General features: G+C 40.1%; 26 protein-coding genes. 3 read left to right on the forward strand and 23 right to left on the reverse strand.

The features are described 5' to 3' along the window. Nucleotides 1–43 precede the first annotated feature (43 nt). Genes araD through ulaG form a run of 7 tightly spaced genes read right to left on the reverse strand, consistent with a single transcriptional unit; the run spans nucleotide 44 to nucleotide 5,633 of the window. Entirely contained in the window at nucleotides 44–775 is a 732-nt protein-coding gene (gene araD, locus ACYQ21_RS01220) for an L-ribulose-5-phosphate 4-epimerase AraD (protein ID WP_460054300.1), read from the reverse strand. Then, nucleotides 768–1,622, reverse strand: coding sequence for an L-ribulose-5-phosphate 3-epimerase (locus ACYQ21_RS01225; RefSeq protein ID WP_460054404.1), 855 nt, complete (start codon nucleotides 1,620–1,622; stop codon nucleotides 768–770). The genes araD and ACYQ21_RS01225 overlap by 8 nt, the downstream gene beginning before the upstream one ends. Beyond that, complete coding sequence (locus tag ACYQ21_RS01230; RefSeq protein ID WP_460054302.1) at nucleotides 1,618–2,259, reverse strand: 3-keto-L-gulonate-6-phosphate decarboxylase UlaD; 642 nt, start codon at nucleotides 2,257–2,259, stop codon at nucleotides 1,618–1,620. Before ACYQ21_RS01230 ends, ACYQ21_RS01225 begins: the two co-directional genes overlap by 5 nt. A gap of 9 nt (nucleotides 2,260–2,268) precedes the next feature. After that, nucleotides 2,269–2,568, reverse strand: a complete 300-nt coding sequence (locus tag ACYQ21_RS01235; RefSeq protein ID WP_460054304.1) for a PTS sugar transporter subunit IIB — start codon at nucleotides 2,566–2,568, stop codon at nucleotides 2,269–2,271. A gap of 15 nt (nucleotides 2,569–2,583) precedes the next feature. Further along, a complete protein-coding gene (locus tag ACYQ21_RS01240; protein WP_460054306.1) occupies nucleotides 2,584–4,047 on the reverse strand; it encodes a PTS ascorbate transporter subunit IIC in 1,464 nt (487 codons plus the stop codon). 26 nt (nucleotides 4,048–4,073) lie between these two features. Next, on the reverse strand, nucleotides 4,074–4,532 hold the full coding sequence (locus tag ACYQ21_RS01245) for a PTS sugar transporter subunit IIA (protein ID WP_460054406.1): 459 nt from the start codon (nucleotides 4,530–4,532) through the stop codon (nucleotides 4,074–4,076). Nucleotides 4,533–4,565: 33 nt separating this feature from the next. After that, nucleotides 4,566–5,633, reverse strand: coding sequence for an L-ascorbate 6-phosphate lactonase (gene ulaG, locus ACYQ21_RS01250; protein WP_460054308.1), 1,068 nt, complete (start codon nucleotides 5,631–5,633; stop codon nucleotides 4,566–4,568). Between the two features lie 240 nt (nucleotides 5,634–5,873). Here ulaG and ACYQ21_RS01255 point away from each other — a divergent pair, with 240 nt between their 5' ends. Together ACYQ21_RS01255 and ACYQ21_RS01260 are read left to right on the forward strand one after the other, a co-directional pair. Then, on the forward strand, nucleotides 5,874–6,647 hold the full coding sequence (locus tag ACYQ21_RS01255) for a DeoR/GlpR family DNA-binding transcription regulator (RefSeq protein WP_460054310.1): 774 nt from the start codon (nucleotides 5,874–5,876) through the stop codon (nucleotides 6,645–6,647). 89 nt (nucleotides 6,648–6,736) lie between these two features. Further along, the gene (locus ACYQ21_RS01260) at nucleotides 6,737–7,024 is read left to right on the forward strand and encodes a hypothetical protein (protein ID WP_460054313.1); all 288 of its coding nucleotides are present in this window, start codon (nucleotides 6,737–6,739) and stop codon (nucleotides 7,022–7,024) included. A gap of 123 nt (nucleotides 7,025–7,147) precedes the next feature. Here the strand turns inward: ACYQ21_RS01260 and ACYQ21_RS01265 are convergent, their stop codons facing one another. The 3 genes from ACYQ21_RS01265 to ACYQ21_RS01275 all read right to left on the reverse strand — a co-directional run bounded on the left by ACYQ21_RS01265 (nucleotide 7,148) and on the right by ACYQ21_RS01275 (nucleotide 10,192). Next, entirely contained in the window at nucleotides 7,148–8,155 is a 1,008-nt protein-coding gene (locus tag ACYQ21_RS01265; RefSeq protein ID WP_460054314.1) for a helix-turn-helix transcriptional regulator, read from the reverse strand. Between the two features lie 30 nt (nucleotides 8,156–8,185). After that, nucleotides 8,186–9,874, reverse strand: a complete 1,689-nt coding sequence (locus tag ACYQ21_RS01270; protein ID WP_460054317.1) for a DUF262 domain-containing protein — start codon at nucleotides 9,872–9,874, stop codon at nucleotides 8,186–8,188. A 195-nt stretch (nucleotides 9,875–10,069) separates the two neighbouring features. Beyond that, nucleotides 10,070–10,192, reverse strand: coding sequence for a hypothetical protein (locus ACYQ21_RS01275; RefSeq protein WP_460054319.1), 123 nt, complete (start codon nucleotides 10,190–10,192; stop codon nucleotides 10,070–10,072). Between the two features lie 424 nt (nucleotides 10,193–10,616). Between ACYQ21_RS01275 and ACYQ21_RS01280 the strand changes: the two genes are divergently transcribed. Then, nucleotides 10,617–11,015 (forward strand): DUF4430 domain-containing protein, encoded by a 399-nt coding sequence (locus ACYQ21_RS01280; protein ID WP_460054321.1) that lies wholly within the window; start codon nucleotides 10,617–10,619, stop codon nucleotides 11,013–11,015. 34 nt (nucleotides 11,016–11,049) lie between these two features. Here ACYQ21_RS01280 and ACYQ21_RS01285 read toward each other — a convergent pair whose 3' ends face one another. The 13 genes from ACYQ21_RS01285 to ACYQ21_RS01345 form a co-directional block, all read right to left on the reverse strand. Next, nucleotides 11,050–11,493, reverse strand: coding sequence for a CoA-binding protein (locus ACYQ21_RS01285; RefSeq protein ID WP_460054323.1), 444 nt, complete (start codon nucleotides 11,491–11,493; stop codon nucleotides 11,050–11,052). 59 nt (nucleotides 11,494–11,552) lie between these two features. Further along, nucleotides 11,553–12,161 (reverse strand): nitroreductase family protein, encoded by a 609-nt coding sequence (locus ACYQ21_RS01290; RefSeq protein WP_460054325.1) that lies wholly within the window; start codon nucleotides 12,159–12,161, stop codon nucleotides 11,553–11,555. Beyond that, nucleotides 12,161–12,667 carry a VanZ family protein gene (locus ACYQ21_RS01295; RefSeq protein ID WP_460054327.1) on the reverse strand — a complete coding sequence of 169 codons (507 nt, stop codon included), beginning with the start codon at nucleotides 12,665–12,667 and terminating at the stop codon, nucleotides 12,161–12,163. Before ACYQ21_RS01295 ends, ACYQ21_RS01290 begins: the two co-directional genes overlap by 1 nt. Before the next feature lie 52 nt (nucleotides 12,668–12,719). Beyond that, complete coding sequence (locus ACYQ21_RS01300) at nucleotides 12,720–12,908, reverse strand: hypothetical protein (RefSeq protein ID WP_460054329.1); 189 nt, start codon at nucleotides 12,906–12,908, stop codon at nucleotides 12,720–12,722. Nucleotides 12,909–12,928: 20 nt separating this feature from the next. Further along, the gene (rlmN, locus tag ACYQ21_RS01305) at nucleotides 12,929–14,077 is read right to left on the reverse strand and encodes a dual-specificity RNA methyltransferase RlmN (protein ID WP_460054331.1); all 1,149 of its coding nucleotides are present in this window, start codon (nucleotides 14,075–14,077) and stop codon (nucleotides 12,929–12,931) included. Between the two features lie 156 nt (nucleotides 14,078–14,233). Continuing rightward, the gene (locus ACYQ21_RS01310) at nucleotides 14,234–14,911 is read right to left on the reverse strand and encodes a YutD family protein (RefSeq protein WP_460054333.1); all 678 of its coding nucleotides are present in this window, start codon (nucleotides 14,909–14,911) and stop codon (nucleotides 14,234–14,236) included. A gap of 39 nt (nucleotides 14,912–14,950) precedes the next feature. Then, nucleotides 14,951–16,303: a bifunctional metallophosphatase/5'-nucleotidase gene (locus ACYQ21_RS01315; protein WP_460054335.1), complete on the reverse strand. Its 1,353-nt coding sequence runs from the start codon at nucleotides 16,301–16,303 to the stop codon at nucleotides 14,951–14,953. Between the two features lie 753 nt (nucleotides 16,304–17,056). After that, on the reverse strand, nucleotides 17,057–18,724 hold the full coding sequence (locus ACYQ21_RS01320; RefSeq protein ID WP_460054338.1) for a hypothetical protein: 1,668 nt from the start codon (nucleotides 18,722–18,724) through the stop codon (nucleotides 17,057–17,059). Between the two features lie 549 nt (nucleotides 18,725–19,273). Continuing rightward, complete coding sequence (locus ACYQ21_RS01325; protein ID WP_460054339.1) at nucleotides 19,274–20,731, reverse strand: glycoside hydrolase family 1 protein; 1,458 nt, start codon at nucleotides 20,729–20,731, stop codon at nucleotides 19,274–19,276. A 119-nt stretch (nucleotides 20,732–20,850) separates the two neighbouring features. Continuing rightward, nucleotides 20,851–21,279, reverse strand: a complete 429-nt coding sequence (locus tag ACYQ21_RS01330) for a DUF3284 domain-containing protein (protein ID WP_460054341.1) — start codon at nucleotides 21,277–21,279, stop codon at nucleotides 20,851–20,853. Further along, a complete protein-coding gene (locus ACYQ21_RS01335) occupies nucleotides 21,279–21,455 on the reverse strand; it encodes a hypothetical protein (RefSeq protein WP_460054342.1) in 177 nt (58 codons plus the stop codon). Before ACYQ21_RS01335 ends, ACYQ21_RS01330 begins: the two co-directional genes overlap by 1 nt. Further along, nucleotides 21,455–21,661, reverse strand: coding sequence for a hypothetical protein (locus ACYQ21_RS01340; RefSeq protein WP_460054343.1), 207 nt, complete (start codon nucleotides 21,659–21,661; stop codon nucleotides 21,455–21,457). Before ACYQ21_RS01340 ends, ACYQ21_RS01335 begins: the two co-directional genes overlap by 1 nt. A gap of 100 nt (nucleotides 21,662–21,761) precedes the next feature. Further along, nucleotides 21,762–23,186: a PTS sugar transporter subunit IIC gene (locus ACYQ21_RS01345; RefSeq protein ID WP_460054346.1), complete on the reverse strand. Its 1,425-nt coding sequence runs from the start codon at nucleotides 23,184–23,186 to the stop codon at nucleotides 21,762–21,764. Between the last annotated feature and the right edge of the window lie 21 nt (nucleotides 23,187–23,207).

Consider the following 23,207-nt stretch of genomic DNA (forward strand, 5'->3'; position numbering starts at 1 on the left):
CGAGTAATTTCTCACTCGTTTTGATACTATTGCACAACACAGCTTAACCTTGCCCATAATAAGCATTAACCCCATGTTTCCTAAAGTAATGCTTGTCCAACATGTAACTTGGCAGTTCATCATGTTGGGGATTGAGTACCTCTGTAAACATTGCCATATGTGCCACTTCATCTAAGACAATCGCATTTTCGACTGCTTTTCCAACTGTTGCGCCCCAAGTGAATGGCCCATGACCAATGGTCAAAACACCTGGTACGGCAAGCGGATTAATCTGACCTTTTTCAAAGCGCTCAACAATCACCTTGCCAGTGTCTCGCTCATAAGCCGTTTCAACTTCTTCCTGCGTCAATTGACGTGTACACGGAATTGGCCCATAAAAAGTATCAGCGTGTGTTGTGCCATAGGGTGGAATATCACGCCCTGACTGTGCCCACATTACCGCATATTTAGAATGGGTATGGACGACGGCACAAACATCAGCAAAATGCTTGTAAAGATACACATGAGTCGGCAAATCTGAGGATGGCTTCAGTGAATTTTCTTCTAAAAGACTGCCCTCTAGGTCGGTCGCAACCATTTGTTCAGCCGTCATCGTCGCATAGGGAACGCCGCTAGGTTTGATAACGATAATCCCTAAGTCACGATTAATCTCACTTGCGTTTCCCCAAGTCAGAACGACTAATTTCGCCTTTTCTAGCGTTAGATTAGCTTCCCAAACGCGATATTTCATGTCGCTTAAGACTTGTGGATCAATCGCCTTCACATTTTTAAGCATAGCCCGCCTCCTTCAAGAAAGGTAACACAATCGCCTTTGCCTTTTCGATTTCAACAACTGGCGTCTCGCTCGTTTCACTCCACATTTCCATGACAAAAGAGCCTGAATAATTTAAGCGTTTCAATGTTTTCAAGCAGCCCACAAAGTCAACGCAGCCTGCACCAAACTCAATATTTTTAAATTTTCCGCCAAAATCAGAAGTCACGGCAAGCGTATCTTTTAAATGGACTTGACTAATCGCATCAATGCCTTTTTCTAATTCATAACCCACTAGATTTTCAGGCCAAGCGGACAAGTTGCCCAAGTCTGGATAAACTTGTAGGTAAGGTGACGGAATTTGTGCCTTAATCTCCAAAAACTTAGAAATGGAATTGATGAAAGGATCGTCCATAATTTCAATGGCTAAGACTACTGATTTATTGGCAGCAATGGTCACACATTTCTGAAGATTTTCGATGAAAGCATTGCGACTCATCGTTGTTTTAGGCTCATAATAAACGTCATAGCCTGCCAGTTGAATTGAGCGAATCCCCAAATCACTTGCTAAATCAACTGCTTTTGTCATGATTTCAAGTGCGATTGCCTGTTTTTCCAAATCGGCTGAGCCTAATGGATAACGGCGATGCGCTGATAGACACATGGATAGAATCGGCATATCCAACTCAAAAATCGCATCACGTACCCTCTTGCGTTCAGCTTTTGTCCAATCCAGTCGTGCAATTCGCTCGTCTGTCTCATCTACCGACATCTCAACAAAGTCAAAACCCAGTTCTTTTGCCAGAGTCAATCGCTCAAACCAAGAGATAGCCTTGGGGAGTGCTTTTTCATAAATTCCTAGCATCTTAATTCCCCCAAATACGTTTTATTTCATCTAGGAAGTCCGTTGCAGCTTGCGCTGGATTTTTAGCCGACGTAATACCGCGACCAGTGATAAAGGTGTAAATCGACATCCCTTTAAATAGTTTCAAGGTTTCGACATCTAAGCCCCCCGTAACAGATACCCGAAAACCCATGTCAACGAGCTTTTGTACCTTAGTCAAATCCTTCTCTCCCCAAGTTTCACCTGCAAAAAGTGCATCACGACTCTGATGATAGATAGCTTGAGAAATCCCCGCATCTAACCATAGTTGAGCCTGTTCATAAGTCCAATCGCCATAGAGCTCAACTTGAACTTCTTCTATTTTTTCTGCGGCCGCTTTCATGGTAGGAATGGTCGCACAACAAATCACTGTTGTCCAATCAGCACCAGCTTTTTGAACATTTTCAGCCACAGTCCCACCAGCATCTGCACATTTTGTATCTGCAACTATTTTTTTATCTGGATACATGGCACGAATACATTTGACTGCCTGATCTCCTGCTTGGAGTAATAAAATCGTACCGACTTCGATGATATCTACGATGTCACCAACATTTTTAACATCTTTAATCGCACTTGGTAAATCAGAATGATCCAAGGCGACCTGTAAATTTGGTCTTGTCATCCTACTCTCCTAGCTAAGACTGATTAAATCAGTTTCCGTTTCAATCCGTTCTTGAATTTCCTTGGCGCTCATGACGTTTTTCACCCCAACAACGGTTACGCCTTTTGCTTTAGCGCCGTCAAACATCTCAACAAAATTCAGGGGGGTAAAGACAACATCATAATTCCCTGCTTGCCCTTTTCCTTCCGAAATTGAGCAGTGATGAATATTGGTAATTTTAATCCCTAGTGTTTTCATAGCTTTTTCAACGCTGCGTTTCATCATTAAACTGGTGCCTGAACCATTGGCACATGATACGAGTACTCTCATTTTGATACCTCCATTTTATGCTTTGCGTTCAGCATAAGCATCATAATCTTCAACGACCAAGAAGTAACCTTCTGGATCTCTGCGATATTGTAGTTGCGGAATCACGACTAAGATAAGGACAACGACGGCAATGCCAACATAACCTAGTAATTTCATCACGATGGTGAAACCTGGCCAAATCGTCGCCCAGTCAAACATCCCAATGTAACCGCCAAATTTAGACAAACCAACCCATGACGCGATTAAGGCCGAACCGCCAACCTGAATAATTCCTGAAAGGAACGGTAGGATACAAGCTGCCTTAATCCCACCTCGATTATTAGCATAAACAGCAAAGGCTGCATTGTCGAAGAAAAGCGGGATGAAGCCTGCAATGATGACAACTGGTGATTTGACTAAAATCAAAAGACCAATCATCAAAAATTGTCCCAAAGCTCCGAAAAGGAAACCAAGTGTGACAGCATTTGGTGAACCAAAGGCAAATGTTGCCGCAACGTCGATACCCGGTACAGCTCCAGGAAGTAAAGTATTTGAAATCCCAGTAAAACTTTCTGTCAATTCTGAAACGAAGGTCCGAACACCAAGTTGTAAAATTGCCAGATTAACCGCAAATTGTAGTGATGTTGTCATGATATAGAAGAAGAAGTTTTGTGTCGATGGGATGAATCCATTTGTAACGAAGTAACCTTTCCCTAAAACAGTCATGATGATCCCAAAGAAGAAGAGCATCAGAATCGCTGTTGCCACCATATTTTCATTGAAGATAGATAAGAAACCAGGTAACTCGATATCCTCAATTTTCTTCGATTTCTTAGATTTGAACTTCTCAGCAATTGCAGAGACGATAGCGTTCCCAAATCCTTGTTGGTGAGCCACCGCGAATCCTGCACCTTCTGTCAATTCTTGGGTGTAGCCAACCGTCAAGTTGGTGCTAACCGCCCAATAAAGACCTAGAATTAAGCCCATGACGGCAAGAATTTGAATCCGTCCCAAACTCGGAAAACAAAACAAGATGAGCCAGAAAGCTGTCGCGGCTTGTTGGACCTGAACATTCCCTGTTGTGAAAACTGCCCGCATTTTTGTATATTTTTGAAAGCGAACCAAGGCGATATTAGCGATGAAAGCAATGAGGAGCAACACCATGACATCACCAAAGGTCCGGCCAAATGTTGCCATAATTCCTGTATCTATTGCATTTTGACCAAAGTAAGGATCAATAACCGTCGCGTCCAAATCAAAGCGATCTTTTAAACCAGCAAGAATTGGCCTAAAGTTATTAACCAAACCGCCTGAACCGACTGATAAGATAAAGTAACCCACCGTTGCCTTAAGAAATCCAGCCAGACACTCATACCACGGCTTTTTCAAAAGTAAGTAACCAACTAAAACGATAACACCTATGAAATAGGCAGGCTGTGTCAGAATATTCTTGGCAAAGAAATCCCACACGACCAAAATAGCATTGAATACATTTTCCATATCGATCTTTCTCCTCTAGGACTTTCCTACGTCCAATTAGCTTGGAGCAAGGCTTCAAAATCAGTTATTGATTCAATATTTTCTAGTGCTTCAATCACACCGTCTGTCATCAATAAATCTGATAAAGCCGCAATGTTTGTCATGTGTTCATCAGGATTTTTGGCCGCTAAGGTGAAGAATAGCTTGGCTTGTTTTTCTTCGTTACCTGCTTCAAAATAAACCTTTTCCTTGAATTTTGTAAAAGCAATGGCCGTCCCGAAGACACCTTCGCTCTTATCTGTTGAATGCGGCATTGCAACGCCTGGTACAATGACAATATAAGGACCATACTTGTGAACGGCTGTCACAACCTCATCCACATACATTTGATTGATGATTTCTTTTTCAATCAGATTGTCACAGGAAATTCGAATCGCTTCCTCCCAATTAGCAGGTTGTTGATCAGAAATTCTGACTAAATCCTTCTCGTGAAAATAAGCAAGCATCTCTGTTCCTTCCATAATATCACCTGCTCTTTCTTACAAGAATGATGGGAATGGCGTATCGTTGTCAACTGCAAAGACATCATCAAAGCCACGGTCGAAGTTAAATTCCAAGCGGTCTTTATCATCCGGGAAGGTGAATTTACCACCAACTTGCCAGATGAAAGGTTTAAATTGATAGTTGAGGCGATCTTTTTTAAATTTCCAAATCTCAGTGATTTCTTTTGGATCTGCCATGAAGTTAGCCCAGATATCGTAATGAACAGGAATGACGACTTTCGCATTCAAGGCTTCTGCCATCCGCAACATGTCAACTGATGTCACTTTATCTGTAATGCCACGAGGATTCTCACCATATGCGCCTAAACAAACATCTATTCTATGCTCATTGCCATGTTTAGCAAACATATTTGAATAATGTGAATCACCTGCATGATAGACATTACCACCACTTGTTTGGAAAAGATAATTTACTGCCAACTCGTTCATATCCTGTGGCATTTTATCTTTTAGAATCACTTCCGGATCAGGTTCTGTTACCAAGACTGTTCTGTCAAATGCTTCTAGCGCCAAAAGTTTAACATCGCCAATTGCCACTTCATCTCCGGGATGAACAACCACTATTTTATCAGCAGGGACACCCCATTTTAGCCAGACATTGACCACTTCTTGTGGCCCGATAAATTTGGCGTTGGGACAATTTTGATTGACCGCTGCTGCTGTATTAATATCTAAATGGTCAGAATGGATATGTGTCACGACTAAAGCGTCCACATTTTTTACTTCAAAGGGATCAATCACAAAGGGCTGTGTCCGCAAGTTAGGCTGCTGCTTCAGCGCACCACTCATCCGCATCATTTGATGACCTTTGACCATTTTGCCTGTACCATGTGTGCGTTTGCCTGTCCCACACCAGAGATCACAAAGGATATTCGTGCCACCTTCTGATTTTAGCCAAATACCCGTGCAGCCCAGCCACCAGATGGACACCGTGTTAGGTTTGACAACTGTTGCTTCGATTTCTTCATTGAGATAAGTCCCCCACTCAGGGAATGTTGACAATACCCAAGATTCTTTTGTGATGTCTGTAATTTTATTTGCCATTTGTCATGACTCCTTCATTTTTGATAGTAAGTTAAGCTATATTTCCTTTACAAGACTATCATAACAGATAAGGAAACGCTTTCAAACAGTTTTTTATGCTCATTTACTTATTTTACGCTCAAATAGATACATTTTTGCGTTTTTTAGCTTTTAAAGCGCTTTCAAAAAGAGTATACTGTACTTAAAAGCGCATATGAGCATAAACGTCCTCCCGAAGACACATTGAAAAGGAGATTTCCCTTGAAAAATTCTATTATCAACATCCAAAGCAGACAACAATCATTGGTTGAACTAATGAAAAACGGCAAGGAGCATACCGTTAAAGAACTAAGTTTACTTTTGAAAACATCAGAAACAACCATTAGACGAGACCTATCAAGCCTAGCACAAATGGGCAAAGTCATTCGCAGTCACGGCAAGGCAAAAATCTCGACAACTGGCCTCGAAATCGATAAATGCGATAACCCAGAAATTGAACAAATTAAGGAAGCTTTGGCTAAAACAGCCGCCTCTTTTGTCAAAAATGGCAATACCGTCTTTATCAACTCCTCTTCTGCTGCGCTTGATGCCGTCAAATATCTGATTAATAAGCAAGTTACCATCATTACAAACAATGTCAAAGTCGCAGCGCTCGATCACAACTCCGAATCCTCTGTCTTCTTATCAGGTGGCGAGGTTCGTTTCCCTAAAGAAGCCTTGATTGGACAAGCTACTCAAGCTTTTTTTGAAAATATCCAAGCCGATATCGCCATCATTGGTTGCTACGGGATTTCTGCTGACCGTGGTTTGACGACACCCGTCATCCACGAAGCCAAAATCAATGAAGTGATTGTCAAGCAAACAAAAGGCAGTGTCGTTTGCATCGCAGACTATCGAAAAATAGGTGAAATTGCCAATTTTAAAAGCTGTGACTTGTCTCAGATTGACTACCTGATTACAGACACTTTTGCCAATCAAGATAGTTTAAAAAATATCGAAAATTGTGGCGTTAATGTTATCCAAATTCAAGTATAGGCGTAACCTCTAACATACCTACAAAAATTTGTATTTTGCTAACCACATCAAGTATAGTACAATCATACTTATAAGAAGATTTGATAACAATGACAACTTTAACTTTCAAGAAAACTCTAACGATTTTCGTCGCAACTGGCTTTGCTGTTGCTTTAGCAGCCTGTCGCACTGACAATAACGCCGAAACACAAAAAAAAAAAAAGCGCAACGCTTCTCAAGAGACAGCAACCATTACGCTAGATTTTGAAAATGATAAGAAAATTGATGAGACAAAACAATCACAATCAACAACAGTCAAAGTTTGCCTGATGCTCTCAAAAATAATTTTAAGATTGAAGAAAAAGGTGGGTTCATTACATCAATTGATGGTAAGGTAGCCGACAAAGGCGCTGCGGATATTCAACTCAAAAAAGGGGATTGGATTAGCTTGCTTTTTATTTCAATGACTGTAGACTTTTGTCCCAGACTCATTCTTTAATTTATAAGTATGTTACCAACAATCACTTAGCATATTTCTCTAAATTATCACGAAAAGCTTGGCGCAGTTCTTCACGCAAGTCCAGAGGGGCGGTGACTTCACAAAACTTACTAAACTGCATCGCCCAGTAGAACATGGCTTGCCGATTGACACGCACCTTGACTTCTACCTTACCGTCCTCAGCTCTATTGAGCGAAACGCCACCGCCGAACCAGTCCATTACCGTTGCCAGCATCCATTCGTCCACTAAAAATGTCGCATGGATACTCTCGCCGGAGTTCATATAAATATGCTCCGCATAATGTTTGGGCAGATTATAGTCAAAATCTGCTAATTTTGCTGACTCGTTCTCCAAAATCTTAACAGTGGTCATACGGTCAACTCGGTAAGTCGTCAGATTGTCATATCTATCGTGTTTCCCTACCAAATACGTCTGGGTATTAACCATGGTTAGCAAATAAGGCGACAAGACGTAGTTGCGCACCGTCACACCATCATCACGCAACCTAGGATGTGATTTTTTATCCAGTCCAATGTCCTGATAATGAAAACTGACCATCCTTTTTTGCTCAATCGCTTCATTTAGTAAATCAATATTGAGCAAAAATTCAGGTGTTTTAGGCCTTGAGTTATCAAGCTGAAGAATTTTACTCCGACTACTTTTAAAATATCGACTGGTTAAATTCTCCAACTTTTCCGTCATCTCTGTTTTTTGCTGTGACGGGATATTTTTAGCAAATGTCGCGCTGTCGATAAGAAAACGTAGTTCCGAATCATCAAACTCAGGATTGATGTACCAGTCGGTTTGAATCGGCTCAGCATTTTTCCTCGGCGTTTCTGTGTAGTTGACGTCATATCCCATCTCCACAAGCTCATTCAAATTCCGTTTGATCGCCTTGCGGTCAAGTTTTTGGTCGTAAGTTCTTTCTAACATTTCGCCGATTTGCTTGACTGTTAGGGTATGGTTGAAGTTGGTTTCTCGTTTTAGGAGAGTTAGGATGTTGAGTAAAGCTTGTTTTTTGGCTACCATAACGACCTCTTGCTTGATTTCAAATGTTATTTAGATTTCTTCCATAATAAAATCAATGATTTTTTGGTTTCTTTGGTCAATCAATTCTTTTGTCCATTGATTTGTTGAGACAGTCATTTCATAAACTTCTTGTTGATGTTTAAGTGGACTGTTCTTATAAGTTTCTCGTTTTTGCTCAAAAGAAATATTTCCGATTGCTCTATTTTCACTCGCTGAAAGCAAAAGATAGTTACCAAGTGAATCTAGATACTGATTTCTGAACACATCATCATATTCGGGATAACCATTTGCAACACCTTCTCCTTTAGGATTTTGAGGTGCTATATGCTCTAAATCAGGAGAAATGATAGCTTCATAACGTTGTTTTCTATATCCTTTAGTCTTTTCACTAATAAGATGATTTTCATATAGCCACAAAATATACTTGCTTATTGGTCTATTATTCAGCATCTTAAGAGCAACTTTGATATTATCATCATTCCATGCATTCCACCACCACTCTTCATCTCTTACCCGTTTCATCCCCTCAATACCATTGACTATCTCCATGACTGATTCTGGAGAATCTTTTATGAACTTTCTAAAAAGTTCGTTTAACCGAGACGATAAATCATTTCTCCTTTTAGTCAACCGTCCTCGTAATAATATATCCCTAAGAGATTTTACCAACTTAGTCTTATCATTTTTAGAAGTATCATATTGATAGGCTTTGATAATAAAAGGTAGCGCTAAACCAATGTCTTTTAAAGAAATAAGTTCTTCAAATTCCCAAATATCTTTTTTATCTTTAACAAAGAAACGAACCAAATTTTTAAATGATTGTTCTAGATTTTCTATGAACTCTATGGCAAATTTTTCGGCATCATCTTTAATAAGATTATCTACCTGATTAAGTACTGCTTTCCTATCAATTCTTAAATTATTTTTATAAACTCGTAAAGTAGCTGTTAAAACGCTATCTTCGTCTATGTTTGATTCAATTTGAGAAATTGAATAATAAATAGACTCAAATCTTTCACTGATACGTTGATTAATTCCGGATTTCCTATTTTCAGGAATATCCTGCAAGTGAACACCAAACATCATATTCGCCTTAAGGATTTCTAAATCGCTAGGACTTTTACCACGATTATTTTCAAAAATAAACATTTGAACTGCTTCTGTTTCAGAGTCTACAATGTAAGTTGAACAGCGAGCATTTTTGATAGCATCTAAAATTTTGTCTAACTCTTCTAGCGATTTGCTATTGAAATACGTCTTAAATCTGTCATAGCTTTCTTTAATACGCTTTTGAGAAATAGTCTCTGGTGCAAAGTCTAAAACATCTTCAAAAACATATGACTCAAAAATATTATTATCATACTTTACAGTTTCAAAATGATAGTCAAATTTTTCGCCAATTATCTTTTTCCTAATGTCACTAAACTTTTCCTCATCTTGCTTGAACATCGCAGCCAGACAAATCATGATAGTGGTCAACCTTTGTTGTCCATCAATCACCGCAAAACTATTGCCACCTTTATCCTCAAAAAGAAAATGTCCAAAATAGTAAGGTGTCGTAGCATGACTAGAAATATATTCTTCAATGTCAGTAATAAATTGGTCAACTTGTTTCGGTTTTGATGTTTCCCCCACTTCCCAAGCATAAGCACGTTGATAGTCTGGAACAATAATCTCATTACCCTCTATCATCTTTAAAATTGTTGTTTTTGATTCCATTTTTCACCTCGTAATCTTTGAATTCCATCTTTAACCCCATCAATACCAAAGCTATCAAGCTGTGATATGAATAGTTTTTCCCCATGACAGCCGAGCATTAAAACCAATTAATTCCTCAGGCGAGCAATCACTTGAAATCACAATTTGCGCTCCTTTAAAAAAAACACACTCCTAAAGAGTGCGGTTATCCTAACTTTACCCTTTATAAACAACAGAATAGTTTGGAAAGCCATTAGCATAAAATTCTGCTGACTGTTTATCAAAAAACGGTCCAGCGATTTGATTGCCAAAATCATCTACAACATACCAGTTACCCATGGTTTCTCCTTTCTAAATTTTAAAATATAAGTTTTTCTTTTCTAAAAATATTATACAAAAAAAACGAAATTTGTCTAATAAAAGCTAATCTTTAAGCTCTTTTCTTTTGACATACTCATTATCGCAAATCTGATACGACAAAAACAGACCATCAAAAATACACTCCCACTATTTTTCAAAAATCGAATTAATTCGAAAGAGAATTCATTTGCGAACTTGTTTCAAATTAATTTGATTCCCACCAAAATAACTATGCTTATCCAAACGTAATCATTAGCACTAACTTGAAATATTAGAGGTCGTTGAACTAATCACATAGCTAGCTGATTTAGATATAACCTCTCCCTATACCAATACCATAAAAATCGTTATTTTACTATTCACATCAAACATAGTACACTATTAAACAAGGAGATTGACGATTATGACAACTTTAATGTTTAAGAAAACTGTCACGATTTTAGTGGCAACTGGAATTACTGTTGCTCTTGCAGCCTGTGGCAACAAAACCGAAACACCCAAGAAAAGCACCGTTTCTCAAGATACAGCAACCATTACACTGGATTTTGAAAATGATAAAAAAATCGATGCGACGAAAACAATCACGATTAGCAAAAGCCAAAGCTTGCTTGAGGCGCTTAAAGCCAATTTTAAGATTGAGGAAAAAGATGGCTTTATCACGTCGATTGAAGGTAAGGCTCAGAATCAGGCTGCCAATCAATACTGGCTCTTCGATATTAACGGCAAAATGGCAGAAAAGGGCGTGGCGGATATCCAGCTGAAAAAAGGAGATACAGTTGCCTTTTATCTGGGCAGTTTTTAAGCCAAAGAAAAAAGCCCGCAGGCTTTTTTTCTGACTATTTTTCTTGTCGCAAACCACTATAAGCATACTCAACCTTGATACAGCGATCCATGACGATTTGATGGCGACCATTGTCGCGCAATATCTGCTCGGCTTCCTCACTTTGCAAACCTTGTTGCGCCCAGAAAACATCGGCATCTGTTTCGATAAAGTCACGCGCCACGTCAGGCAAAAATTCTGACCGGCGGAAGACATCTACGATGTCAATGTGTTCAGGAATATCTTTTAAACTACCATAAACTTTTTCGCCTAGAATATCCTGACCGGCAAGTCGTGGATTGACTGGAAAAATGCGATAACCGTCAGCTTGTAGGGCTTGCGTTACCATGAAACTTGAGGTCTCTTCTCGATTTGACAGGCCAACGACGGCTACCGTCTTCGCCTTGCGCAAATACTCAAAAATGACTTCCGGTGAACTGTTTTGAAATGTATAGGTCATCTTAACTCCCTTCAAACTTTAACCGTTACTTGATGTTACCGCCATTGGCACGTGTTATTTTACAAAATATCCGTGATGTCATCAACGGGTAGGCGGTAAGATGCTGTGCCTGCATCGTCGGAATAGCCCATGGTGATGATAAGCTCTGGTTGGAAGCGGTCTTCAATCGCCAAAACTGCTTTGGCTTTAACCTTGTCAAAGCCAAGGATGATATTGGTTTTCAAGCCTTTATCGTTCGCCGCAAGGACGATGTTTTGAGAGACTAAGCCGATGTTGAGAGCGAGATATTCTGCCAGCTGTTCTGTCGTAAATTTCTCGAACATACCGGGCAATTTCATCAGCAGATCTGCTTGATGATCGACCGGCAAGAAATCGGCACCGATTTCGACCATATCTCGGACACGCTCTGGCAAATCTGTATCTGAAAAGACGACGAGTGTTGCCCCTGCTGCCTCGTTTTGGACGGCATTTTTGCCGTGCATGGCTGTGGACAATGCCAAGCGCATCTCTTTCGAATCGACAATCACAAAATGCCAAGGCTGAATGTTATGTGCTGAGGGCGCAAGAATAGCCTCAGCCAAAATCGCTTTGACCTCATCAACCGTGACTTGACGACCGTCAAACTGTGTGACTTTATGGCGACTTTGATTTAATTTTGAAAATTCCATTAGGTTGTAACTCTCCTTACAAGTTGATAGAGTAGATAAGCAAGCATGCCACCCAAGGTGTTAGTGATTAAGTCATCTACTTCAAATACGCGATTAAAATTGAACAATAAATCCAAGATGACTTGTGTTGTCTCAATGGACAAGCTCATCAAAAAACTAATAAGCAGCACTTTTTTAAAGTATCTGATACTTGGTTTCAGTAAACAGAGCGCAAAAACCAGCGGAAATATCAGGAAGATATTGGCGACATTTTGGAGGATGATAAAAATCAGATCAACCAGATTCGGGATTTTTCCGAAATGTACCAAGGTGTTAAAAGGCGTCAAAATCGCTGTGATGCGACCGAAGTGTTGAACACCCGGTGTTTCCACACTTTTTAAGGTCGGATAGACGCTCTGAGGTAGAAAACACATCAGACAGATAGCAATAGTGTAGCACACCGCAAGCACTTTTACATTTTTTTGAAACGGTGCTCGCAGATTGGCTTGTGCATCAAAGAATTTCATAAATTTATTGTAACATAAAACGCCAGAATTCAACCTCTCTGACATTTCTTTGTTATTTATGGATTGCATTAACGATTTTTTCAAACCATTCTTCTGGTATTGCAGCAATAATAACCGCTGCAATAATGACACCGAGCGCTGACAATCGTGAGATGTTCCTGCCTGTAATAGCTGTCACAATCACCCAAATCATCGCTAGCATCGAAAAGCTCCGATACCATTTTCTCAAGTAGCTTTTCAATTTTCTACCTCCATTTTCTTTTACTTAATCTTTGTCTCGAAACCAACCGTTACAGTGTCAAATGCTTTGGTGTCGGGATGGGCTTTTTTATCTGCTTTCATCGTCTTACTGCGAAGCTGACCACAGGCTGCATCAATATCCGTGCCGTGTTCTTGACGGATGACACAGTTAATGCCACCTTTTTTTAGAATATCATAGAATTTAAGGACATCATCTTTTGAAGAGCGACTGTATTGGTCATGTTCGCTGACTGGATTATAAGGAATCAGATTAACATAGACTAATTTTTTCTTAGCTTTTAGGAGTGCGACCAATTCACGCGCGTGTTCAGGACGGTCATTGACCCCACTGAGCATGATATACTCAAAAGTCACACGACGATTGGTAACTTCAATGTAGTAGTCAATGGCTTCAAATAATTTTTCAATTGGAAATTGACGGTTAATCCGCATGATGCTAGTTCTGACATCATTGTTTGGCGCATGAAGTGAAATTGCCAAGTTAATTTGGAGACCTGTCTCAGCAAATTCACGGATTTTAGGCGCCAATCCAGAAGTTGAAACCGTGATATGACGGGCGCCAATAGCTAGACCATTATCATCGTTAATCGTTTTAATAAAGTTGATAACATTGTCATAGTTATCAAAAGGCTCGCCAATTCCCATGACCACCACGTGACTGATACGTTCTTCTAAGCCACGTTCATCAAAGTATTTTTGAACGAGCATGATTTGCGCTGTGATTTCGCCTGCGGTTAAGTCGCGTTGTTTCTTAATTATACCTGATGCACAAAACGTACAGCCGATATTACAACCAACCTGAGTCGTCACGCAGACAGATAAGCCATAGCGCTGACGCATGAGCACCGTTTCAACTAGCATACCATCAGGTAGTTCAAACAAATATTTAACTGTACCGTCTTTAGCCTCTTGAACCAAGCGTTGTTTCAAAGGATTGAGGACAAAATTGTCTTTAAGAATTTCGATAAAATCCTTGGCAATATTAGTCATCTCATCAAAAGATTGGACTCTTTTCTTATAAAGCCAGTCCCAAATTTGTGTCGCGCGAAATTTTTTAGCACCATTCTCTACCGCCCAACTGATTAGCTGGTCACGCGTTAAATTGTAGATAGATGGTTTTGTTATGTCATTTTGGATAGTTTTAGTCATGCTACTAGTATATCATGTTTTGAAAACTTTATGGCAACAATTCAAATGGTCACAACGGCTTGAGGAACTGGCAAGTCGACATAAAAAGCATGTCAGATTGGGAAATAAAGACCCAAGTGACACGCTGATGGTTTCATTGATAACGTAGGTTTATCCTTATTTTTTCCGAGTTCTCACAACAAAAGCAGGTCGTTTACTACCTTCTGATTGATGTGGTGTTTGCATTTTTTCAGTTTTAACAATCGGCACTTGCTGTTTGACCGATTTTTCTTTTTTGACAAAGGCTGTCTTGCTTGATTGGCGTTTTCCAGAAACTTTAGATGACTCGCCACTCTCCGCTTTTTTATTCGATGGTTTAGCGACTTTATTGAAGTCTTTTTGGGTGTCTCTTCTAACTTCTTTTTTCGCTCTATAAGATGTCGCAACTGATGTCTTCACTTCATAGACTTTTTCATTGATAAAAGCCTCTTCACGCCTGATGTCCTTGCTTCGCATCCGTTTCAACACGAAAAAAGCAGCCCCAAAATTCATATATTCCTTGATATAATCTGCCAGATGCGAAATTTTCAACTCATCTGGCATTTTCTTGCGAGAGCTTGAAAAAAAGCCTTTCAAACGTAACTGCTCATGTCCCCAATCTCCGACGAGGTAATCATATTTCGCGAAAATATCGGAATAGCGTTGCTCTAATTTCTCTTGATTAAAGCCATCACGATGGTTGTGAATCAGGTGAAAGACCTTGTCACCAATCGTGACCACATCATCAAGGACAACAACATGCTCCCCCGGAAATTTATTATAATTTTTTTCTTCTTCTGGAATTACTTTTGCCATACTAGTTCTTTCTTTTAGGTTTCTATTTCTTTCGGTGCATCAGTTACCATGATGCGCTAAATCATCTGCTACTATTTCTCGCATAAATCTTGGAAATTGAATCTCTGCGCTACCTGAACTTTTTAAAATCGGAAAATACGAAGCAAATAAATACTGGTCGGGCATTAAGACGACATAGCTCTGGTCTGCAACAACTGTGCTACCTTGATAGAGGAGTTGCTGCTGTTCACCAGTTAAGCCGACTGTGACGATATCGCCAAACTGCTTGCCACGAAAGCCCATACCAACGATGCGCTGCGTTTTCAAATAACTCCCAACATCGTATAATTCTCGCAGAACAGTTTTAAGCTCAGTACCCGTCAAAGTAAATTTGACCATGCGGATACTGTGAGGTAAAATGTCATGCAAGTCATCTAAAGTTAATTTTTTTGGAATCTCTTTGACAATCATGCCACTATTGAGAATAACCGCTGGCACTTGATAATACTCGCCTATAAGTTCTCCAACAAACCGCGTTGCGGCATATTCTGGCAAATGATTTGTCAAGGGTTGAGATAACTGTGCAACTTGACAAGCTCGGAGCATCTCATGCCCTTGGTTGGCTTGGTGCTGAATCCACTCTTTATCTCCCGACAATGCTACCAAATGACGCACATCCTCAGCCATCATCTCAGACTGGATACATTGAAAGTCGTCATCGAATCTCAGCGTCACCTCACCGACATATTCGCCATAGCGGCCAGCGGCCGCAAGCATTGTATCATTCAGATATTTACCATATTCATATAAATGATGGGTGTGCGCACCTAAGATGAGATTAAGATTATCAAAAGTCTCGGCGGCTTTCTCGTCAAAACGCCAGCCTAAATGGCTCAGTAGAATCGTAAAGTCAGCATCGGATTCCGTCAACTGCTGAGCTAAGACAGACTCTGGCGCTAAGATCTCCCACCCCATCGAAGGATAGGCTAGGAGATAGGGCGCCGTCAGCCCGAAAATATCAATCGCCATACCAAATGAGGTCGTGACACGTTTTTTCTCGACTGCCCAAGTCGGCTGTTTACCTTGATCTTTCAGATTAGACAAGATAATGTCAAAATTTGCCTTGTTATACAGCGTGTCTAACTTTTCTTTGGGCAGACCTAAGCCCTCGTTGTTACCAATCGTTGCTGCAGTTAAGTCTAGCGCATTCATCAGCTCAACATTAACCTGACCTAAGGTTGCCTCACTGAGGGCGTGCGAGCGGTCAACATTATCCCCGATGTCAAACCGCAAAACATCTGAATACCCTTCCGATTTTTCCGCAAAAAAACGTTTGATTTTCGGATAATTTTCAAAATGAGAATGCAAATCATTCAAATGTAAGATTTTTAGCACATTTTCTGGAATGGTCATATTTTTATTATATCAAAAAAATAGACCTGTGACCGATTTCTATTCTAGAAACTTATAGATTCTGCTAAAATTACGGATTACAAAACTAGTTTTAACTCAGACAGTTAACCCTCCAAAAAAAAGCGTTCAAAATCGCTTTTTCCGGTGTTTAGAGTTTAAAACCAAATTTACTCATCAATGATGTTACTGCTTCAGATGTAGCAAATTTATGTTAGCAACATCCTTTCTTTAACGACTAGGCTTGAGAGCGTTTCTTATTTCTGCTGTGATGCGCTAGTTTGCACGGTATAAGCAACTTTGGGCTTCTTAATCGTTAGGTTTGATTTTATTGCTTGTTATTGGGCATCATTTTTGAGTCATCAACTTGGTCTTCGCGCAACAATCCTCATCTGTCATTGGCATCACCTCTTTCAAAACTGTTTAATGGTGTGGCTATAGTAGTTCGTCAGCCTATCAACACCAACGCATTGCTCAAATCAGAAGAACATCTTGTCCCTCTTGTTTTTACCACGGACAGCTCTCTGACTTTAGTAACGCTACGATACCTTTTCTACACTTTTATTGTCGCACATCTCCTTCGGACAAGAAATACTTACCGTTTTTTTTAACTATCTGAACTAGATGATAATGCTTTATAGCAACTTATCAGAGACTTCTAGCTAGAATAAGTTGCCGTCAAAAAAGACCCTCCTAATCTTGGAAGGTCTATATACTAGGGGACAGCAAAATCTATTGAACTAGAATGACAACAAATTAAAGGTCTTTCTTACGTTCTTTAAGCATTTTTCCTCCCAGAACACCTATCAACAGAGCGACGAGCGTCAATCCTGAACCTAATAATTTTACATCCGAATCTTCCCCCGCATTAGGAAATTTTTTTGATGCCTCTATTCCAGCTTTGGCTTGCTGCGTATTAGGATTTGTCAACTCTTTTACTGGGACAGCAAGACTGTCTTTAAGACGCCAAACATTGGTCGTCGTAATTGTCGTTGTTGTATCGCCATATTGATTAGTGATTTTAACGACTGCTGGTGCAACACTGCTCGAAACTTGTTCGTAGCCAATCGTATCGGTCAATGGCTTACCGTGGACATCCACATTTTTTGTCTCACTAATTTCCGTATTGACTGGATTTTTAGTGTAGTGATAAATCAGAGCATTGTTTTCCTTCAAGGTGACCTTATCACCAGCTTGAACAATGCCACCATTGAACGTGATTTTATCTAGTGTATAGCCTGTTTTATTATTCCCTGTCACTTGCTTAATTGCTGGAATTTCGACGCTGTCGCCAACATTACCGTCAAGCGAAATCGCACCATCATGTGCCAAAGTGTCGCAGTTGTTTGCTTGATGCGCAACAGTTGTCCTTGCTATCGGCGCTATCACATTACCTGTGATTGTTCCAAATGCGCCTGTTATATCAGAATAAGTGATGCTGTAAGTACCAGATGTGTTGAATGTGTAATGAGTCAAACTATTGTTATCAGGACTAATAGGTTGACCATTGAGTGTGACCGAAGTAATCATCGGTATCAAGCTACTATCTGAGTCAGTGACCCCCATTGCAGTCGCTGACAAATCAGTCGAGATACCCAAAGTCATATTTGGGCTATTAACAGGCCTCACAATTCGATTATTGACGGTCAACGTTTGCGTTGTTTGCACCTCATAAATACGCTCGGCTATATCCCTATAACTTTGAGTATAGGTCACGATATACACACCTGCAGACTTCGGCACAAATATTGCACCTGCCATCGTGACAGCGACACCATTAGGATCTGTCACACTGTAAGTCAAATTCCCTTCTTTTTTCAACGCTGTTGTCTCATAATTTGTTGCATAAGCAGGCTGAGACTGAGCTGATAAATCATAGCTCGTCCCTGACACACCATCTATCATTCCTGATACTGCAGCAAGCGTTGGCGCAGCCTCTTTTTGAACGCTTAAACCATTGACCGTTACAAAATGATAAGCTGAAGAAAGTCCTGTAATATTCCCAGCCCCATCTGCGACTGGCATATTAACCCAATTACTAGGCCAAGTTGAACCTGTTTGACCATCAGTATCACTCAAAGCTAGTGTGATGTTATTGGGAACAGTTCCTGAGAAGGTATAAGCATAATATCCATTCCCCGCATAGGTCATCTGACCTACAATCGAACTTGCATCCTGATCCCAAATATAAAGATATTGAGACCCACCCATATAGTAGGAGTTAACCAAAATCGTTGTACCTGTTTTAACCGTTGCCGCACTTGCAACAGCCTGTCCAAAACTAGTCGTTGATATAAAACTTGGCCCAATGCCAACTGCAAACAAGCTAGTTAAGATTATAGCACTGTAAAACCAGCGTTTGCCAAATTTCCAAACTTTGAAATGCGATGTTTTTGATTTTTGTTGTGCGCTTTTTTCCACCATAAAAAACTCCCCCCTTCTAATAAGTTCCAACCTTAGCATGCTGTAGAGAAAATTTTGTAGCAAGCGGCGAAGGTATCTAAATATATCTTCAAACAACTGAACACATTGCCAATAGTTCACCTGAAAATAGTGACGCCACAGTTGTTTTAATTTTCCGATTGATTTTTTTAGTTGTTTAACCATCATCTTTCCCCCTTTATTTTGTTAAAAGTAGACGATTCCTAAAAACGATCGCTCAATTCTTTCTCTGACCCTATAACTTCCCCAAGTTATTTCCGTTGCAAACATTTACATAGCCTATACTTTAGCTATAACGCATCGCTTGCAACGACTATCAATCCCCTTCGGCATCCCCCTCCTTTTTAACTGTCCCACTTTATTTATAACATATTATATGCTAAAAAGAAAGCGTTTTGATTTCATTTTTTAACGCTATAAACCACATTATCATCCCTTAAAAATGAGGCAAATTATTGTGCTTCTGAATTTAGATACTCTAAATAAGGTGATACAAGAAAAGAGCTCTGATCACCAGAACTCTCTCAAGTTTTATGTCAACAAAGTTTCATCATCGCCATTGCTCGCGATAACGTCTTTATACCAGTAGTAAGAATCTTTCGGAATGCGTTTGAGTGTTCCTGCCATCGTTTCGTCTTGGTCAACATAGACGAAACCATAGCGTTTTTGATAGCCATTGAGCCAGCTGAGCAAGTCTGTGTAGCTCCAAGTTGTGTAGCCGATGACATCAACACCATCAGAAATCGCTTCTTTGATGGCTAGAACGTGTTTTTTCAAAAAATCGATGCGATAATCATCGTGAATTTGACCGTCTTCAAGTTTGTCGTATTCGCCCAAGCCGTTTTCCGTGATGAGGACTGGCAAGCGGTAACGTGAGGCAATGCGACGCAAGGCGATGCGCAAGCCAACTGGGTCAATCGTCCAATCCCAATTTGTTGTTTCAACGAATGGATTTTTGACTGTTTTTTGTAAGCCGGGGATACCTGAATCTTGAGAAGTACCTTTTTTACCTGTCGTGTTCATTTGATAGCTGTCTTTGTTTTCAACACCACCCTCGATTGGATTCCAAGCATTGGTCGCTGTTTGATAGAAGTTGAGACCCATGAAATCTGGTTTGGCAGATTTAAGCAACTCAGCATCACCAGGTTCAAAAGTTGGGGCGAGACCTCTTTCTTTCAAGTAGTTCAAGGCAACGATTGGATATTCGCCATAAACATAGACATCCATCCAAAAGTGTGCCCCTAACTCTTCAGCATTTTCAGCTGCCAAGATGTTCAGTGGATTAGAGTCAATCGCATACTGTGGTGTGTAGGCAAATGAAGGGCCGATTTTGCCATCAATCCCCATTTCATGGAATTTGTTAATAACTGCAGCATTGACAAGGTTGGCATGGTGATTGACTTGATAAAAGAGTTTCGGATCTTTTTTACCCGGTGGGTGCGTGGCAATTTGCCACCCCATGTGCGTGAAGATATTTTGTTCATTGAGAGACACCCAATATTTGACACGATCACCATAGGCTTTGAACAAAGTCTCTGCATAGTTCACGAAATCTGGAATGATTTGACGTGATTCCCAGCCACCATAGGCGTCTTGAAGGGCTTGTGGTAAATCCCAATGATAAATTGTTACCAAGGGTTCAATCCCATTTGCCAGCAAATCATCAATTAAATCGCTGTAGAATTTTAAACCAGCTGCATTCACTTCACTTGTGCCGTTTGGGAAAATACGTGTCCATGCGATTGAGAAGCGGTAGGCTTTCATGCCCATCTCAGCCATGAGTTTTACATCTTCTTGGTAACGATGGTAATGATCAACTGCGACATCACCATTGGTGCCCTTAAATGTTTTGCCGGGAATTCGGACAAAGTTATCCCAGACTGACAAGCCTTTGCCATCTTCGTCATAAGCGCCTTCAATTTGGTAGGCAGCTGATGCGCTCCCCCAAAGAAAATCACTTGGAAAAGCTGCTAATTTTTGATGTTCCATGTTGTTCAACCTCTTTATACTTTATATATAAAGTATATAGTTATTTACAGAAAAAGTCAACTAGTAGTCGACTTTTCCACCTGTTTACGATCAATACATTCTCAAATAAACTATATAGATTATTTTCCGTTATAGGCTGCAGAAATATTGTCTAGGATGGCTTTCATCTGGCGTTTTTTAAGCCAGCCCAGACCGATTTGCATCATCATATCATTCAGATTTTGGAAGAAACCGTGTGATGCCAGAGTTTCTGAAATGACAACTTCCGTCGTCGTATCATCAATCTTATGCAATTCCCAACGTGTCGTAAACGTATTTCTAATCGTTTTCGTTGTGAACGCATAGACTGAGGGCTCTGTCACTTCGTCAATCTTAATTTTTCCTGCTTGATTTTGCTTAGCTCCGAATTTTTTCTTATATTCAAAGCCAGTCAAACTAGAAACTTTAGGATGCTTTCCAGTATTTTTTTCGATATCATATAGACCAGATTCAATCACTTTTTCAAAAATGAATTGGCGCGGTACCTTTAAGGTTCTGATAATCTCCATTATTTAGATTCTCCATTTTCATCTACTTTATCATGCTTAGCACCTACAACTATCATGCCAATACCCAGAACAAATAAAAGAATACTAACAATTAAAAATTTACCTTGACCTTGAAGCGTTGTGATAAAAATTAATAATGCTAAGCTAATAAAACCCCAGCCCCATTTTTGCAACATTATTTCGCTACCTCTACGTTGAAATACAAGGCTGTGCCCCACGGTTGTGCCTTGATAAGTGTTTTGATTTCTCTTACATTTTCATCTAAGTTACCATCTGTTTCAAAAAAGAGACGAATGCCTTTTTTCTCCACAAACTTATAGCCATTTTCCTCTAAAATTGCGATAACATCATCTTGTTTCATTGCCATATTTACGACGATCATGTGATACCTCTTTCTTTTTTGTCAATCTATTACTATTTTATCATTTTTAACGGAAAAAGACGACTTTCGCCGTCTTTTTTGAGCATCAGCTCAAGAAAAATTATTTTTCTTCCATCGCATTTGCTGCAATTACGAATGGTGTCCAAATCGCAACGGCTGCTAAGAAACATACCAGAGTGACAATCGGCGCACGCCAGTCATAAGCAGTTGACATCAAGCTGTACAAGAACGGCGGAATAACCCACGGCGTTGCCACAACAACTGGGTCAACCAAGTGTAGGTCTGTCGCCAACCAACCAATCGTAACACCAGCAAGTGGTGACAAAAGGAATGGGATAAAGAAGATTGGATTTAACACAATTGGTAAACCAAACATAACTGGTTCATTAATGTTAAAGATAGCCGGTGCAATACCAAGTTTGGCAACCATACGGTAATCAGCACGTTTCGAGAAGGCAAAGATAACAATCAAGAGTGTAATCGTCCCACCGACACCACCAAACCATGCGTAGGAATCAAATGAACCACGTACCCACATGTAAGCGTCGCCGTTATCTGCTTTAATGGCATCTTTAACGCCTTGCATACCTAATTTGTCATAAACGTTTGTATTTTTAAGTAGACCAACACCCCAAATCCCTTCGAGAGCTGGTGCCATAACGTTTGTACCATGAAGACCAAAGAGCCACATCAATGAAACTAGGAAAGTAACTAGGAGGATTGCACCTAAACTTTGACCAATGTGCAAGAACGGATCAGCAATTGTTTTTTGTACCCAAGTAATCAAAACTTCGCCATTTTTACCAAGCGTTAAGCTAAAGACATAGTAAAGAATTGCTGTCACATAAAGGGCAACGGCAGCAGGGATAATCGCTGTAAAAGCTTTCGCAACTGCTGGTGGCACACTATCAGGCATTTTGATTGTCACATCTTTAATCATCAACTTAGCGTAGATGATTGTCGCCAAAGCGCCCACTACCATGATAACAAAGTAAGCATTACCATCTAATTGACCGAGTTTTAACCAACCCCAGCCACCAACGTTTAGGGCGCCACCAGCGTATGAAATCCCTGTATCAGCGGAACCTTCATTGATAATTTTAGCTGCTGCTGCTGGTAATTTCATAGTCGCTGAAGTTGAGAATGAGAAGCCAACACCTTGAAGAAGGGCTGCTAGTGAGACAATCCCACCGGCTAATTCATTAACATTGTAGGCTTTAGCGAGATTGTACCCCCATGAAAAGGCGAAAATAATACCAACAACTGCAAGCGTACCATTCCACATAAAACCATTAACGGCAATAATTTGTTTCACAACTGGGATTGTGCTACCATCATAACCTGAAATAAATTTAGCAGGCATATCACGGACAATCGCATTAAGCATGACCGCAATCGCACCGGCCATTGTTGCTGGCAAAGTACCAATAAAGGCATCACGCAAAGCAACGAGGTGTTTTTGTCCACCAATTTTTGCTGCAAATGGGACGAAATATTTTTCCATCCAAGCAGTAATTGCATTCATAAAAAGTCTCCTTTTTTAATA

Source organism: Pseudolactococcus yaeyamensis (assembly GCF_054658615.1).